This is a genomic window from Amycolatopsis sp., assembly GCF_035276945.1.
Taxonomy (GTDB): domain Bacteria; phylum Actinomycetota; class Actinomycetes; order Mycobacteriales; family Pseudonocardiaceae; genus Amycolatopsis_E.
In genome coordinates, this window is the sequence record NZ_DATELF010000056.1 from 1 (window position 1) to 16,039 (window position 16,039).

Annotated in this window: 12 protein-coding genes, 1 tRNA gene and 2 pseudogenes; 9 read left to right on the forward strand and 6 right to left on the reverse strand. The window is 68.2% G+C overall.

Annotated elements, in window-relative coordinates; genetic code table 11:
- Nucleotides 1-263 precede the first annotated feature (263 nt).
- The 5 genes from VJT49_RS09300 to VJT49_RS09320 all read left to right on the forward strand — a co-directional run bounded on the left by VJT49_RS09300 (nt 264) and on the right by VJT49_RS09320 (nt 4,372).
- The gene (locus VJT49_RS09300) at nt 264-839 is read left to right on the forward strand and encodes a TetR/AcrR family transcriptional regulator (protein ID WP_324164335.1); all 576 of its coding nucleotides are present in this window, start codon (nt 264-266) and stop codon (nt 837-839) included.
- Between the two features lie 173 nt (nt 840-1,012).
- A complete protein-coding gene (locus tag VJT49_RS09305) occupies nt 1,013-1,924 on the forward strand; it encodes a ribonuclease Z (protein ID WP_324164336.1) in 912 nt (303 codons plus the stop codon).
- Nucleotides 1,925-1,944: 20 nt separating this feature from the next.
- Nucleotides 1,945-2,592, forward strand: coding sequence for an HNH endonuclease family protein (locus VJT49_RS09310; RefSeq protein ID WP_324164337.1), 648 nt, complete (start codon nt 1,945-1,947; stop codon nt 2,590-2,592).
- 328 nt (nt 2,593-2,920) lie between these two features.
- Nucleotides 2,921-3,283, forward strand: a complete 363-nt coding sequence (locus VJT49_RS09315; protein WP_324164338.1) for a hypothetical protein — start codon at nt 2,921-2,923, stop codon at nt 3,281-3,283.
- Nucleotides 3,284-3,406: 123 nt separating this feature from the next.
- Nucleotides 3,407-4,372, forward strand: a complete 966-nt coding sequence (locus VJT49_RS09320; RefSeq protein WP_324164339.1) for an ATP-dependent DNA ligase — start codon at nt 3,407-3,409, stop codon at nt 4,370-4,372.
- Nucleotides 4,373-4,374: 2 nt separating this feature from the next.
- Here VJT49_RS09320 and VJT49_RS09325 read toward each other — a convergent pair whose 3' ends face one another.
- Both VJT49_RS09325 and VJT49_RS09330 read right to left on the reverse strand, forming a co-directional pair.
- Nucleotides 4,375-5,709, reverse strand: coding sequence for a glycosyltransferase family 2 protein (locus VJT49_RS09325; RefSeq protein WP_324164340.1), 1,335 nt, complete (start codon nt 5,707-5,709; stop codon nt 4,375-4,377).
- The gene (locus VJT49_RS09330; protein ID WP_324164341.1) at nt 5,706-6,758 is read right to left on the reverse strand and encodes a HEAT repeat domain-containing protein; all 1,053 of its coding nucleotides are present in this window, start codon (nt 6,756-6,758) and stop codon (nt 5,706-5,708) included. Before VJT49_RS09330 ends, VJT49_RS09325 begins: the two co-directional genes overlap by 4 nt.
- A 211-nt stretch (nt 6,759-6,969) precedes the next feature.
- Here VJT49_RS09330 and VJT49_RS09335 point away from each other — a divergent pair, with 211 nt between their 5' ends.
- Nucleotides 6,970-7,992, forward strand: coding sequence for an ester cyclase (locus VJT49_RS09335; RefSeq protein WP_324164342.1), 1,023 nt, complete (start codon nt 6,970-6,972; stop codon nt 7,990-7,992).
- Between the two features lie 22 nt (nt 7,993-8,014).
- The gene (locus VJT49_RS09340) at nt 8,015-11,152 is read left to right on the forward strand and encodes an ATP-binding protein (RefSeq protein ID WP_324164343.1); all 3,138 of its coding nucleotides are present in this window, start codon (nt 8,015-8,017) and stop codon (nt 11,150-11,152) included.
- Here the strand turns inward: VJT49_RS09340 and VJT49_RS09345 are convergent.
- Nucleotides 11,130-11,917: pseudogene (locus VJT49_RS09345) on the reverse strand (ABC transporter permease). The gene VJT49_RS09340 and the pseudogene VJT49_RS09345 overlap by 23 nt on opposite strands.
- Nucleotides 11,914-12,873 (reverse strand): annotated as a pseudogene (locus VJT49_RS09350) (ATP-binding cassette domain-containing protein). Before VJT49_RS09350 ends, VJT49_RS09345 begins: the two co-directional pseudogenes overlap by 4 nt.
- A 110-nt stretch (nt 12,874-12,983) precedes the next feature.
- On the opposite strand from VJT49_RS09350, the gene VJT49_RS09355 reads away from it, so the two are divergent.
- A tRNA-Arg gene (locus VJT49_RS09355) sits at nt 12,984-13,056 on the forward strand.
- On the opposite strand, the gene VJT49_RS35140 is transcribed toward VJT49_RS09355, so the two are convergent.
- Nucleotides 13,018-14,535 carry a recombinase family protein gene (locus VJT49_RS35140; protein ID WP_414635883.1) on the reverse strand — a complete coding sequence of 506 codons (1,518 nt, stop codon included), beginning with the start codon at nt 14,533-14,535 and terminating at the stop codon, nt 13,018-13,020. The genes VJT49_RS09355 and VJT49_RS35140 overlap by 39 nt on opposite strands.
- 63 nt (nt 14,536-14,598) lie before the next feature.
- On the opposite strand from VJT49_RS35140, the gene VJT49_RS09360 reads away from it, so the two are divergent.
- Nucleotides 14,599-15,219 (forward strand): hypothetical protein, encoded by a 621-nt coding sequence (locus tag VJT49_RS09360; RefSeq protein ID WP_324164344.1) that lies wholly within the window; start codon nt 14,599-14,601, stop codon nt 15,217-15,219.
- Here VJT49_RS09360 and VJT49_RS09365 read toward each other — a convergent pair.
- The gene (locus VJT49_RS09365; RefSeq protein WP_324164345.1) at nt 15,188-15,673 is read right to left on the reverse strand and encodes a hypothetical protein; all 486 of its coding nucleotides are present in this window, start codon (nt 15,671-15,673) and stop codon (nt 15,188-15,190) included. The genes VJT49_RS09360 and VJT49_RS09365 overlap by 32 nt on opposite strands.
- Nucleotides 15,674-16,039: the final 366 nt, after the last annotated feature.

The window sequence follows — 16,039 nt, forward strand, 5'->3', positions numbered from 1 at the left end:
CGGAAACGGGCCGCAAACCATGGCGACATTACGGAACATCGCGGCAGGACTCATCCGCCTCGACGGCACCAACGCCATCAAACGAACCACCGAATGGATCGGCCGGGAGCCACGCCGAGCACTCCCCATCATCGCTACGTAGCGTAACCAGTATCACTTATTGTGATCTTGCCTTTGCCGTGCATCAGGACCTCCTAGGTTGTTAGGTTGAGCATAAACTTAGGACAAACATAAACATGGGTCAAGCCTATATAGTGGTCGACATGCTCAGGGAGTTGAAGAAGCGCGAGACCCGGCAGGCGATCTCGGACGTCGCCACCCGGCTGTTCATCGAGCACGGCTTCGACGAGGTGACCATCGCGCAGGTTGCGGCTGCGGCGAAGGTGGCCAAGATGACGGTGACCAACCACTTCCCCCGCAAGGAAGATCTCGTCTTCGACGTCCACGAGGATTTCGTCGCCGGCCTTGCCGCCGCGCGCGGCGAAAATGAGCCTCTGCTGGCCGCGTTCCGGCGGCACTACTTCGAAGCGCTCGACCGGCAGGACGCGATGATCGGCTTCTCCGACCCGGACTTCGCCCGGATGATCCTCACCAGTCCCACACTCCTGGCGCGCCTGCGAGAGTTGCACGAGGGACGTGAGAAAGCGCTTGCGGCCGCACTGTCCGTGGAGTTCGGCGACGTCGCCGCGCGTGCCGTCGCCGCGCAGATCGCCACCGCGTATCGAGTGCTGTTCCACGAAGTGCTTCAGCGCACCGCGGCCGGTGAGCTGGACATCGCCAAGACTGTCCGGAGGTCGGCCCGGCGGATCTTCGATCTGCTCGGGTCCGGACTGGGGTGACCCGCCCGCGGCACGCGTGCCCAAGTCGTGGCGCTACCGGCGGGCCGGGCCGGATGAAGCCGCTGCTCGGGCAGTGTCCTCTCTGGACGGTCCTGGCCTGTCGGCGGCGGTGCCTCCCGACGTTTGTATGGTTTCCTCGGGTGCGCGCCGTCCCCGGTTGTTAGGGTCGGAATGTGTCCGTCCGAGAACTGGTCGTGCTCGGCACCGGGAGCCAGGTGCCCACGCGCGGCCGCAACCAGAACGGCTACCTGCTGCGCTGGGACGACCAGGGTCTCCTGTTCGATCCCGGGGAGGGAACCCAGCGTCAACTACAGCTCGCCGGAGTGCCTGTCAGTGCCATCACCCGGCTCTGCCTGACCCATTTCCACGGCGATCACTGCCTTGGGGTGCCCGGCATCGTGCAGCGGCTGTCCCTGGACGGTGTCACGCACCCGGTTCGTGCCCATTACCCGGCGTCCGGCCGGCCGTTCTTCGAGCGGCTGCGGTACGCGAGCGTGTACCACGAGGTCGCCAAGATCGTGGAGGAGCCGATCGAGCGGGAGGGCACGATCGCCGACGAACCGTTCGGCATGCTCAACGTGAAACGTCTGGACCATCCAGTGGAATCCTTCGGTTACCAGCTCGTCGAGCCGGGTGGCCGCCGGATGCTGCCGGAGTTGCTGGCCCGGTTCGGCATCGTGGGCGCCGAGGTGGGCCGGCTGCAACGGGATGGTTCGGTGCGGGTCGGGCCGCGCACGGTGACCGCGCAGCAGGTCAGTGTGCACCGCAGGGGCCAGCGCTTCGCGTTCGTGATGGATACCCGGCTCTGCGACGGGGTGTACGAGCTCGCCGAGAACGCCGACCTGCTGGTGATCGAGTCCACCTTCCTGTCCGGTGAGGCCACGCTCGCCACGCAGTACGGTCACCTGACCGCCGCGCAGGCCGGGCAGGTCGCCGCGGAGTCGCGGGTCCGCAAGCTCGTGCTCACCCACTTTTCCCAGCGTTACGACGATCCCCTGCGCTTCCACGACGAGGCGGCGGCGCACTTCGACGGCGAGATCGTGGTTGCCGAAGATCTCACCCGGATCCCGGTGCCGAAGCGCTGACGTATGGTCTGATACACGACGTGAAACTCAAGTCGTGGCTGCCGGTCCTGGTCGTGCTCATCCTGGCCGTCTTCGTGGCGTACAAGTCCGGGGCGCTGGGGAAGAAGACGCCCGGTCCTGGTCCCGCTCCCACCGGCGACGCCGCGACGGCGCGCGCCGAACTGGCCCAGCTGGTGGTCCACGCCCGCGGCTCGATGCAGGGCTATTCGCGGGACAAGTTCCCGCACTGGGAAATGATTTCCGGGGAGTGCGACACCCGCGAAACCGTGCTGAAGCGTGACGGGCAGAACGTGCAGACCGACGCGAAGTGCGAGGCGGTCTCGGGTAGCTGGCGCAGCCCGTACGACGGCGCCACCTGGACCAAACCGTCCGATGTGGACATTGATCACCTGGTCCCGCTCGGCCAGGCATGGGAGAGCGGTGCCGCTCAGTGGTCCACTGACCGGCGCAAGGAACTCGCCAACGATCTGACACATCCGCAGCTGTTCGCGGTGACCGACAACGTCAACCAGGCCAAGGGCGACAAGGCGCCGGACGAGTGGCGCCCGCCGCTGGAGTCGGACTGGTGCGCTTACGCCGTCGACTGGATCGAGGTCAAGAGCTACTACCAGCTCACCGTTATCGAAGCGGAGAAGTCGGCGTTGAGCGACATGCTCAACCGCTGCTGACGTGGAGAGTGGTTCGCGTGGCGGCGCAGGCGGCCTGGCTTACCCGCAAGTGGCTACGCCGCTGTGAAAAGCGTTGGCCCTCCGGCCCGATGGCTTCTGAACGCGGGGCCGGAGGGCCTCGGTGCGAAAGGAGGAATTCGCCTGGCAGACTATTCCAAGGCGCGCGCCCCGGCGGCAACCCTTTCCGGGGTTATTGAACGCTCGACAACGCTTCCGGGTGAATCTCGTGATTACCTGGCGTGGTCAGGTGCCGGAACTCCGGGATGAGCGAGCCGATCAGGTGCTTCTTGCAGCACGAGTGGGGAGTGTGCCGGTGGGAGGTTCACCAGTGTTGCGCAAGGCCATGAAGGCAGACGTGCTGGAGATCGCCGAGCTCATGCGCCTGTCAGTGCTCGAAGTGTTTCCCCGTTTTCATGACGAACGCGAGACGGCCGCTGCCGCCCGGTATCTCACCGAGCCTGACACGGTGCTGATCGACGACAGGACCTACTTCGTCTACGAGACGGACGGGCAGGTCGTCGCCTGCGGCGGCTGGAGCAAGCGGGACAAGCGGGACAACGGTTCCGGCGCCACGCCATCGGACGACCGCCTGCTGAACCCCGACCGCCGAGTCGGGCTCTCGCGACCGCCGAGTCGGGCTTTCGTGACGGCCGAGTCGGGCTTTCGTGACGGCCGAGTCGGGCTCTCGTGACGGGCGGTCGGGCTTTCGCGAGAGGTGAGTCCGGCCTGGACTCCAGAGCCGCTCAGTAGGCTCACGAAGCTTGAACTCCCGAACAACCCGGCGCGGCGCGCTCGAAGCGGGGAGAATGCTCCAATGAGCGGTGAAGAGTCCAGGGACGGGGTCACACTGACCAACCTCGACCAGCCGCTGTTCGACGGGGCGGGCGCCACCAAGCGGCATTTGGTGGACTATTTGGACGCCGTGTCGGGCGTGCTCGTCCCGGAACTGCGGGGCCGGCCGCTCTCGGTGGTGCGTGTGCTCCGCGGGCAGAAACCTTTCATGCAGAAGAACGTGCCGAAGTACACACCGTCGTGGGTGAAGACGGTGAAGCTGTGGGCGGAGAGTTCGCAGCGCGAGGTGTCCTATGCGCTCTGCGACGACGGCAGGACATTGCTCTGGTTCGCCAACCAGCGGGCCGTGGAGTATCACCCGGCCCTGTACCGCGTCGAGCCGGGGAGTCGCCCCGCCTACCTCGTGCTCGACCTTGACCCGCCCACAACCGACAGCAGCTTCGGCATGGCCGTCCGCGCGGCCGAACTGGTCCGTCAGGTGATGGCCGAGGCCGGTCTGGCCAGCGTGGTGAAGACCAGTGGGTCGAAGGGCGTGCACGTGTTCGCGCCGGTGGCGGACGACCCGGGGGTCGACGACCTCGCGGCGGCGACCCGCGCGATCGCCGCGCGCGCCGAACGGCTTGATCCCACGCTGGCCACCACCGCGTTCATCCGGGAGGACCGCGAGGGCAAGGTGTTCCTCGACGCCACCCGGTCGGGCGGAGCGACCGTGGTCGCCGTGTACAGCCCCCGCGTCCGGCCAGGCACCACAGTGTCGTTCCCCGTCGCCTGGGCGGACCTCGACCGCGTCTCGCCCGCGGACTTCACCGTGCATACGGTGCCGCGGCTGATCGGCGGGGGAGATCCGTGGGGAGAGCGGATGCCCGCCCCGCGGAGCGTCAGCGCGGACCTGATCGAGGAAGGCCACACCATCCCGGTGGCCAGGGTGCAGGCGATGCACGAGGGCAAGCGGCGAGCCCGCGCCCGCCGTGAACGCGAGCGGGAATAGCTTCAGGCGAGGCGCTTCCATGGCTTCTGGCGGACAGCGGCGCACAAGCCGCGTAGCCGAGCCAGCGCCATGATCTGCCGGTACCCGATGTTCTCGAAAAACGCGGCGAGCGCCGAAGCCGTGATGTCCCGAACACCGTTGAGACGGTGGAAAGCCAGTTCGTCCGCGAGCAGCGCCAGCAGCGTGACCACGGTCGCGTACCCGTAGCACAGCAGAAAGAACCGCACGACGAAGTCCAGATCCACGGTCCCGGAGACGAAACCGGCGGGCACGAGAACGAGACCGGCCACTTCCATGATCGGTGTAAGCAACTCGAACAGCAGGAAGAACGGCAGGGTCAGCAGACCGACCTGCCGGTAGTGCGGGTCGCAGAGCATTTTCCGGTGCAGCGCCAGCGTTTCGGCGAGCCCGCGGTGCCGGCGGTTGAGCTGCTTGCGCAGTGTCCGCCACCTCGTTGGGGCTTCGCGCCAGGCGACCGGCTCTCCGACGAAGGTGACGCGGTGGGGGGTTTCGTCGTCGCGCAGTTTGTGGTGCAGGCGGACGACGAGTTCGGGGTTCTCACTCTCGCATACCAGCCCGCCCGCCGAGATGACCGCGTCGCGCCGGAACACGCCGAAGGCGCCGGAGGTGACGGCCAGTCCGCCGACGCGGGACCATCCGGCGCGGGCGAACAGGAACGCGCGAACCTGCTCCACGACTTGGATCGCGGGTAGCCACCGCCCGGCCTTCGGGACGACGCGGATCATGCCACCGCCGGCCGCCGCCCGCAGGGGGTCGTCGGCGAACGGCTTCGCGGCCCACAGCAGTGCCCGCGGATCCGGAACGCAGCTCGTGTCGGCCAAGCACACCAGCGGATGCTGGGCAAGGTTCAGGCCCGCGTTGAACGCGTCGGCCTGACCCCCGCGGTCCTTACGCACGACCAACAGCGGCTCGCGGCGTAGCCGAGGGACGTGCACCGACCCCACGGCACCGAGGACCGGTACTTCGTTCGGCACCACCCGTGGCACCTCGACAAGGTCGTATTCCCTGCGCAGGCGCTCGAAGGTGGCGTCGGTGGATCCGTCGTCGATCACCACGACCTCGAACCTCGGGTAGTGTAGGGCGAGCATGGTACGCACGGATTCGACGACTTTCGCGGGCTCGTTGCGTACCGGGAGCAGGATCGAGACCGGCTGATGCAGCGGGCTGGTCTCGGCGAGCCCGGCGGCCCGCGCCGCCCGGACCAGGCCGGTCGAGCCGAGTAGTACCAGCAGCAGGTAGCCGGTGTTCAGCAGGGTGAAGTAGACCAGCACGACCTGACTGCCGAAACGCAGCAGGTCCCGCAGCAGATCGATCATCGCGCCTCCCTCTCCTGCCGGGCGGTCAGCATTCTGAGCGCGAGACCCGCGGTCGCGTGTGCGCCTGCCGGAGTGCCGGGGTTGCGGGCGTGGTCGTGCAGCGCCTTCATGCCGCGTGCGCCCAACCGCGTGAGCGCCACCGCGGCGTTGTGCGCCACCTGTGGGACCGGATCGGTCAACAACGCCGAAAGGCGGGTGGCCACCGAGGGATAACCGAGTTCACCGAGTGCGTGGGCGGCCATGGCCCGGACCGCCGGTGGCTGGCGGGGTGCGACCGCGGCGAGCAGCGGGCGTCGCACGGCCCGGGTGCCGATCAGACGCAGTGCGTGCACCGCACGGACTCGCACCTCCGGCTCGGGGTCCCGTAGCGCTGACGCGATCACGGGGACGGCCCGCAGTGCCCGGATCAGCCCGAGCACGTCCACGGTCGTCGCCCTGACCATCGCACTGCCCGTGCCCATCGCTTCGAGGAGGGGCTTCTCGACCGCGCTGCCCAGGCCGGCCAACACGAGCGACACCAGTTGCCGAGGGGGCCCGGACTTCTCGAGGCTGTCCAGCAGCGGTCCGACCGCGGCGAGATCGCCGATCCGGCCCAGCGCGCGGGCGGCGACCGAGCGGACCTCGGGATGGACGTCGACGAGCAGTTGACACAACGGCTCCACCGCATCGCGTTGCCGTAACGCGCCAAGCAGTCGCGCCGCGGTGGCGCGCCGCACCGGGTCCGGCTCGGTCAACTGTCGCATCGCTTGCTTCACGACGCCGCGGCGCTGCAACACGTCCAAGAGCAGGTCCCGGGCGTCGTCGTGAACCGTGTCGAGCAGCGCGACCGCCGCCGGTTCCGCGGCCCGCCATTTCCGTTTGTGCAGCCGCACCAGGCGTTCAGCCGAGTCCGGTTCCCCTTCGGCGAGAGCGTCGAGTAACGGGCGCACGCGTTCCACCCGGCGGACTCGTCTTCGCTCCCGGCGGAAAGCCAGCAGCAACGCAAGGATCAGCAGGACCGAAGCCGAACCCAGCACAACGGACAGTCCGAGGGTCGACGGCGAGATCATCGTTTTCCCACCCCGCTCACCCAAGCCGACGAACCTCGAAACTCCCAGGTCACCGTCACCGCCGAGTGACCGGTATTCGCGTCGACCATGAGAGTCCACAATGGACTTAATGGGATCGGGGCGCGGAACCCCTTCCCTCGTCCGGCCGCGGGCGGGACACTGGAATTTCCGGGATCGAGTAGAACACCAAGCAGGAAGGATGGAGAAGATCATGCATGTGCGGATGAATATGCTGATCGGGGACCCGGCCCGAGTCGACGATGTCACGCATTACCTCGAGGACACGGTACGGCCGCATGTGGAGGCGCAGCCGGGCTGTCGCGGGCTGGCCGTGCTCACCGACGCCGACCTCGGCGTGACCATGGTCAATTCGTACTGGGAATCCGCCGAGGCGATGGCCGCCAGCGAGCACGCCGTGCAGACATCGCGTAAGGAGGCGATCGAGCTGGCCCATGGCATGGTGACGGTGGAGCACTACGAGGTGCCGATCTTCGTGCGCCGCAGCCGTCCCGGCCGTGGCGCCGGGGTGCGGATCACCGCGATCGAAGGCGACCCGGTCGACCTCGACCTCACCATCCAGGCCTTCCGTGACACCGCCTTGCCGCGGCTGCTGGAGATGCCGGGAATGGCCAGCACCCAGCTCCTGGTCGACCGGCAGACCGGCCGCGGGCTGGTGATCTCCGCCTATGAAACCGCCGAGGACCTGGCGGCCTCACGGGCGAAGGCGGCCAGGTTGCGGGCCGACACCATGGCCAAGACGCACGCGACCGTGCGCTCGGTCCAGGAGTACACCCTGCTGTCCACCACGGTCCGCGAGGGCGGCACGACCAACCTCATCGAACGCGAAACCGAATTCTGGAACGCGCGCGACCGTGAAGGCTGGGGAAGCGTCCTCGACCAGCAGGCGTTCGAGCTGCGCGCGCCGGGTGGCGTCCGCATGGCCGGCCGGGAAGCGGTCGACGCGCTCTGGAACGTCTGGCAGGAGGCCTTCCCGGACAACCGGGTGGAAATCGGCGCGATCTACGGCGACGAGCGCGGGGGCGTGCTGGAGGGCCGGTTCGTCGGCACGCACAACGGCACGCTGCGTACTTCCTCCGGCGAGATCCCGGCCACCGGAAGGCAGGTCGACATCGCCTTCTCCGAGGTGCACCGGGTGCAGGAGGGCAAGCTCATCGACGACCACCTGTACTTCGACCAGTTCGAGTTGCTGCGTCAGCTCGAGCAGTTGACCTGACTGGAGGCTCTAACCTGCTCGAGTGAGCATCGAGCTGGTCCTGCTGTCGCGGGTGGCCTACCACGGCCAGGAGATCGCCGGTCCCCGGTTGCGGGGTCTGCTCGCGCTGCTCGCCGGAGATCTGCGTGCGGGATGCGGGACGGCGCGGCTGGTTGACGGTCTTTGGCCGGACGAGCGACCCGAGAATCCGGCCAAGGCGCTCCAGATCCTCGTCTCGCGTGCCCGCGCGCAATTGGGCTCCGACGTCATCGCCCGCACCGCCAGCGGGTACCGCCTGTCCCTGACCGAGGACCAGGTCGACTCGTCAGCGGTGTTGCTCAGCGCGTCGGTGAGCGCGAAGTGCTGTCGCGAGGGCGACCATGCCGGGGCGCTCGCCCACGCCGACGCGGGTCTGGCGCTGTGGGCCGGCGCGGCGACCGACGGCGACATCGAAGCCGAGGACCCGTTGTCGGCGCTACGGGCGGACCGTGCGTCGACCTGTCGATCGCTGGTGCGCACCCGTGCGCTGGCGCTGTCGCGGCTTGGGCGCGGCGCCGAGGCGGTCGAGCCGCTGACCGAGCTGTTCCGGGAACATCCGAGGGACGAGGAAGTCCTGCTGGAGTTGCTGCGCGCCGAGGCGGCGACGCTGGGCTCGGCGGCGGCACTGGCCAGGTACGAGACGTATCGCCGGTCGCTGCGGGACGAGATCGGCACCGACCCCGGCACCGCCCTCCAGGGTGTGTATCAGGAGCTGCTGCGGAGTGCGGCCCCGACCGTCCGGCACGGGGTCCAGCACGAACCCAATCCGCTACTTGGCCGCGATGACGATCTCGCCGCGGTCGCGGGCCTGCTACGCACCGCGAGGGTCACGTCGATCGTCGGGCCAGGCGGGCTGGGTAAGACCCGGCTCGCGCATGCGGTCAGCCGGCGGGCGGAGCAACGGGTCGTGCGTTTCGTCGCGCTCGCCGGGGTTACCCGCGACCAGGACGTCGCCGGAGAGGTCGCGTCGGCCCTCGACGCCGAGTTTCGGCGTCCCGCGATGGGCGCCGTCACACCGGACGTGATCACCGCGATCGCGGGGGCTCTCGAACCCGGTCCCGCTCTGCTGGTGCTGGACAACTGCGAGCAAGTGGTCGGCGGGGTCGCCGAACTGGTGCGCACGCTGGTTTCGGTGACGAGGGACCTGCGGGTGCTCGCCACCAGCCGGGCACCGCTGGGTCTCTCGTCGGAGTCGGTCTACCTGCTGCCGGAGCTGGATCTGCCGACCTCGGTCGAGCTGTTCACCGAGCGCGCACGGGCGGCCCGTCCCGGTGTCCACCTGCCTTCCGAGATCGCCGCGGAACTGTGCCACCAACTGGACGGGCTGCCGCTTGCGGTCGAGTTGGCGGCGGCACGGGCGCGGGTCATGTCGGTCGCCGAGATCGCTCAGCGGCTTGATGACCGGTTCTCCTTGCTACGCGGCGGTGCGCGCGACACTCCCGAGCGGCACCACGCGCTGCACGCCGTCGTCGAGTGGAGCTGGAAGCTGCTCGACCCGGACGGGCAGGCGGCAATGCGCGCGTTGTCGGTGTTCCCCGGCGGGTTCACTGTGGACAGTGCCCGGCAGTTGCTCGGGGGTGGTGATGTACTGCCGGTCCTTGAACACCTGGTCGACCAGTCGCTGCTCAAGGTGGTCGAGACCCCGTGCGGCACGCGTTTCCGGATGCTCGAGACGGTGCGTGAGTTCAGCACGGCGGCACTGCATGCCGCCGGCGAGACGCCTCGTACCATCGAGCTTTTCCTTGCCTGGGCTCGCGAATTCGGGCTGGCGAACCACGAGCTGCCGTTCGGCCCCGACCCGGTGCAGGTCACCGACCTGATTCGCGCCGAGCAGGACAATCTCGTGCAAGCACTGCGGTATGGCATCGCTGGCAACGACGGTGCGACGGTCTCGGCGGCCGGTGCCGTGCTCGCCGCGCTGTGGACATTCGAGTCCCGCTACGGGCGCATGGCGGCACTCTCCGAGGATGCGGGCCGGGTGTTGTCGCATTACCGGCCAGAGCCGGAGTTCGTCGAGGCCACCCGGTTGACCGCGTCCCTTTGCGCCGCCTACACCTTCATGACACACGGGCCGCGCGCGACGCGGTCGCTGATCGTCCTGCGGCGGCTCCCGCCCGCCCCGCCCGACACGCTGACGCGCGCCGTCGCGGCCCTGCTGCACGCCGCGCCCGATCTGGACCCCGCGCGGCTGCCCGAGCTGTGCGACTGCGACGAGCCGTTGTTCGCCGGGGCCGCGAACGCTGTCGCGAGCTACCTGTGGGAGAGCATGGGCGATACGGACGGCACGCTGAAGGCGGCCGAGCGGATGCGCGAGGTGCTCGAGCACTGGGAGTCCCCGTGGCTGCGGATCTTCGTCAACTCACGGGTCGCCGAGTTGCACATGCAAGCCGGCCGGGGCGCCGAAGCCCTCCGGCACCTGCGGGTCGCGTGGAGTCTGCAGCGGAGTCTTGGGAACCGGGGCGACGAGATCGGGATCCGGTGGGCGATGGCGCTGGCCAGCCTCCAGGTCGGCGCCCTCGACGACGTCGAGCACTGGATGGAGTTGGCGAGAGCGCACTCCACCGAGGGGACGCTCGCGTACCGCTCATTCGAGCTCGCGTTGCACGGGGAACTCCGGTTGGCGCGTGGTGACGTCGAGCCGGGCCTCGAACTGTGGCGACGGGCCGTCCAGGCCATCGCGACGCTTCCGGGAGTGCGGGCCGAGCCGGGCCTGGAGCCGTGGATCCTGGAGATCAAGGCCGTCGCGGTGGTCGCCCACGCGCGGCACAACCGGCTCGACGTGATGGAGGAGGTCGTGGACGACGTGTCGTCCACGCTCGTGGCGATGCTCGGCGATTCCGGTGGACAGTCGCCGTCGTTGTTGCTGGGTATGCCGCTTTGTGGCGCGCTCCTGCTGGCGATGGGGATGGTGTATCTCACCCGCGGCGAGCCGCGGTCGGGAGCGCGGCTGGTCGCGCTCGCGGAGCGGTTCCGGTACCTGCGGCAGTTCCAGCCGACCATGTCCGCCGCGCGCGCCCGAGAATTCGCGGAACGGACCGACAAGCCGGCCTACGCCGACGCGGTGTCCTCATGCGCCGGCCTGAATGGAGAGGAGTTGCGAGCCGCCGCACTGGCCGCGCTCACCGCGAGGGGTCCCGGTTGAACAGTTTCTTCGCCCAGACATAGCCACCCAGCGCGATGACGGCGCACCAGCCGGCCGCGAGGTAGGCACCGTTGCCGATCGGGGTGCCCACGAGCAGTCCCCGCACGGTCTCGATGAACGGCGTGAACGGTTGGTACTCGGCGAAGACCCGCAACGCGGTGGGCATCGAGCCGGTCAGGACGAACCCGCTGCCGAGGAACGGCAGGAACACCAGCGGCATGGGGAGATTGCTCGCGGCCTCCACGGTTTTCGGCACCAGGCCGAGCGCGACCGACAGCCAGGCGAGTGCGAACGTGATCATCACGAGGACGCCGGCCGCCCCGAGCCACTCGACCGGACCCGCCGATGGCCGGAATCCGATGAGCAGCGCGACCCCGGTGATTACGCCGATGCCGAGCAAGGTCTGGATCATGCTGCCGATGACGTGCGCGGTGAGAACGGAAGCCCGGGCGATGGCCATGGTGCGGAACCGGGCGATGATGCCCTCGGTCATGTCCATGGCGACCGATATGCCGTGCCCTGCGGTGCGGCCGCCACGGCCATCAGGATGATTCCGGGAGCCACGTAGTCGGCGTACGCGCCTCGGCCACCCATGTCGCCGAGGCCGTTACCGAGCGTGCCGCCGAGGACGTAGACGAACAGCCCCAAGAAGATCACGGGCATACCCGCGACCATGAGCGTCAGGGACGGGTAACGCAGCATGTGCCGGAGATCGCGCCGCAACATCGTCGCCGAGTCGGTCAGCGCGTGGGACAAAGTGGTCATCGTGCGGTCACCTTCGTGTCGCGGGTGCGGCCGGTGATGGCGAGGAAGACGTCGTCGAGGTCGGGGGTGTGCACGGACAACTCGCCGACCTCGATCGAGGCGGCGTCGAGCCGGTCGAGCAACGCCCGCAGCGATCCGACGCCACCGTCGCCGGGAATCTGCAGCGTGAGCGCCTCGTCGTCGCGCGACGCCTCGCCGAGGACACGGGCAGCCGCGTCGAGGCCACCAAGATCGGCGAACCGCAGCCGGATGTGGCCACCGGGAACAAGTCGCTTGAGCTCGGCGGCGGTGCCTTCGGCGACCAGATGCCCGTGGTCGAGCACCGCGATCCGGTCGGCAAGCTGATCGGCTTCCTCGAGGTATTGCGTGGTGAGGAACACCGTGACACCGCCGGCGACAAGCTCACGGATGATCTGCCACATGGTGCGCCGGCTGCGTGGGTCGAGCCCGGTGGTCGGCTCGTCGAGGAAAATGATCCGCGGCTCGCCGACCAGACTCATCGCCAGGTCAAGCCGCCGCCGCATCCCACCCGAGTAGGTTCCGGCGGTCTTACCGGCCGCATCGACGAGATCGAACCTCCGCAACAGCTCATCCGCGCGCCGCCGCCCCTCCCGCTTGCCAAGATGGTGCAGGTCGGCCATCAAAACCAGGTTTTCCGACCGGTGAGCAGGTTGTCGACAGCCGAAAACTGCCCCGTCACCCCGATCGCCGCCCGCACCGAATCAGGCGCACGGCCCACGTCATGCCCGGCGACGCGCACCTCGCCCCCCGTCGGCGCCGATCAACGTGGACAGAATCTGGACGGTAGTGGTCTTACCCGCGCCGTTAGGCCCGAGCAGCGCGAAAATCGTGCCCTGGGGAACCCGCGGATCGAGCCCGTCGAGCACAACGTGCTCCCCGAACGCCTTGCGCAACCCGGTCGCCACGATTGCCGCCTGAGTGGGGTTCGTTGCCATGCCAAGAGCCTGCGACCACCAGGGTTCGCGGTGGTTTCACCACGGTTTCAGCCCCTGATCGTCAGGCGGGCGGCACTGGGCGCAGCCCAGCCGTTAGACTGCGGGAGCCAGCCCTCGTAGCTCAGGGGATAGAGCACCGCTCTCCTAAAGCGGGTGTCGCAGGTTCGAATCCTGCCGGGGGCACACAACAGATGGGAACAGGGGGGACGAGCCGCTAGGCGCCTCGTCCTTCTCGTTCGCGTTGGTCTCGGTGCCATGCTTCTTGCCCGTTGGCTTCTTGAAGGGGAGCACCACCCCGCTCTCTTGCGTGGTCTGTTGAAGCGCTGGGAGCGTCTCACCACTCAGCGTGATGCGGCAGACGGCGGTGTTGTCTGTCTTGTTGTAGTGGATCTCCAACCGGAGCGCCTCGAACAGCTTGCGGGCGAGGTCCTCCGGTAGTGCGTCGAGGTCGCAGGCGCCGACGGGGAGCAAGCGGAGCAGGTCGGGGTTCTGCTGATCGTTGACCTGCTCTTCGAGGGTCTCCAGCTCAGCGGCCAGCTTGGCGCGCTCCGCCTCGATCTCGGCTCGACGGTTCTTGATGTCCTGGATGAGTTCCTGGTCCGGCTCTTCATCATCGTCGCCGGTGACTTCGAGGGTGCGGATCAGGCGCTTTTTCCGGGCGTCGAGGTCGGCGATCGACTTCTTGATCGCCGCGATGCGCTCGGTCCGTGTCTGCTCAGCCTGCATGTCCAGGTCGCGCAGGGCTGAGGAGAGCAGTTCCTGCCGGTACGGACCGAACACGTGGTGGCTGAGGAACTCGTTCAGGCCGTCGAGGAGCGCGACTTCGCGCACCCACAGGCTGTCCGGGTGCCCCTCGGGGACGTAGCCCTTCTTCGGCGCGCAGGCGTAGTACGCGTGCTGGCGGCGCGTCTTGCCGAACATGCGACGACCGCAGATCTCGCAGAACAAGTAGGACCGCAGCTTGTAGGTGCGCTTGGTCTGCGGATGGGTGTTGGCGCCGGCCTGCGTTCGGGACCGTTCGCGCCGCCGGACGACCTGCTGGGCCGCAATGAAGTCCGTGAGGTCGATGATCTTCTCGTGCGTGGGCTCCGTGGACCAGACCCACTTCTCCATCGGGTTGGGGCTGCCGTTGCGCGTCTTCATCGCCCGCCGGTTCCAGACCATGTAGCCGGTGTACTTGGGCTGGTTCAGCACGTCCCGAACACTGCTCCACGTCCACCGGCCGACGGCTCGTTCGGGGTCCGGCGGTGTGGGCGGCGGGTTGGTCGCGAGGTCGAGGTTGAGTCGCTCCGCGATCGCCTCGTAGCTGAGCCGCTCGGTAATGCGCCAGTCGTAGATCTTGCGAACGACCGCGGCCTCGATCGGTTCCTTGACGAGCTTGCTCTTGGTCCGCGGACCGTTCCGACCCTTCCCCCTGTTCCCGGACCGGGCCCGCCCCGCTTGCTTGGCATCGCCCTTATCGGAGGCATGGTCGCTGTCGGAGTCCTTGTCGAGCCGGACCTGGACGGTGCGGTAGCCGTAGCACGCCTTGCCGACGTTGTAGCCCTGATCGGTGTGGGTCTCGAACCCGTCGCGAGCCCGCTTGATCATGTCCAGCGCGTACCACTCGGCGATGCCCTGCTTGACCCGTCGGGTGAGCACCGTGGTCGGGTCGATGAGCATGTCGGTGTCGAGCCGGATGGGTTCATCGGCGGCCCACAGCCCGACATTGGCTGACTGGAGCTGGTGCTCCACGAGCGTGCCGTAGTAGGTCCGGCGTGCGATGCGGTCGATCTGTTCGCAGATGACTGCTTGGAAGCGCCGGTTGGGGCTGGCCGCCTCTTTGAGCAGATCGTGGATGCCGCCGTCACGCGGGATGGGGATGGCGAGACGCTCGTGACGGTCGCCCCGGCCGCGCACATCGAGGTCTTTGCGTCCGGATTCGACGTCGTAGAAGTACGCGACGATGACGCAGCCCTCGGGCAGCGCTTCCTGCGAGATGCGCAGCTGGCGCAGCAGCGATCCGACGGGGTCCTGCTGGTCGTCGGTGGAGGTGCGTCCGAGAAACGCGACCGGGATCAGGGCGGGCGCGGCCGTGACCGCAGCCGAGTCGAAGCCGTCCCAGCCGGGACGGTACGGGCCCGTGACAGCGCTCAGGCCGCCTTGCTGGTTGAGCCATTCCTGGATTGCCTCTGGGCCAGCCATTGCGTCACCTCCATCAATACTTGGGCCTGTTCCAGCCGGAGTCGTTCGGCTTCGGCGCCTTCGGCAATGCGAATGTCCAGCCGCATCTCCGGGTCGGCGGCTGGTTCGGGAAAGCGGTCGTTCGTGGGGGTCATCGAAGCGCCGGCCATTCCGGACAGCTGAGCCCGAGCCAGGAGAAGACCAGTGCGTTGGACGCGAGTTGCCGGGCCAGGGACAGGTCTTCGTCAGCGAACACCAAGGGCGCGTTGGCCGTGCTCGCCGCGCGCAGAAGCGGGTGCCGCAGGCGCGGCTGGCGTGGGAGGCGATCGAGCGCGGCGCAGACGATCGCGTCGAACTCACGGTCCGGGTCGGCGGCCTTGATGGCGAGTTCCCGGCAGTCGCCGCGTGGTGCGCCGAGCCGGGACTCGACGTCGCGGACGTCGAGACGGAAGCGGCCGTCGAGGGCATGCGGGGCGTCGTAGAACCACTCGGTCATCCCGCCGAGCTCGGCCGCTATCGCGCTGCAGGCCCGGTACTGGCGGGACACGTCCGTCCCGGCTTTCTCACCGGTGTGGTTGGTACGTCCGTAGAAGGCGAGCCGCATACGTGTCGGCCCGGAACCAGTGGTTCGGCTCATGACTCCGTTCCCTTCGGCGGTGCAGGCCACAGGCGGCTCCAGGCCGTATCGAGCACTGCGCGGCACGCGGAGGTCTCCTGCTCTCGGCCGGAGAGCCAGACCGTCGCACGCCATCTGAATAAGGTAGTGCCTAACTGAGCAAGGCACAACACAACCAGGTCAGGCGTGCCTTGTTTCGCGTAGCCAGAGCGACGCGAACACACCGGGAGGTCCGCCAGATTCTCGGTGCTCATCCGGGAGACTGGGCGGCGATCGGCGCCCAGGAGGGGCGCCGGAGACAGGCAAGCGCGGGAAGGCGTGGCGGTGCAGCTTCGATGGCGGCTCAGGCAGGTGATGGCCTCCCGCGAAGTGTGGACAGGCAAGGAG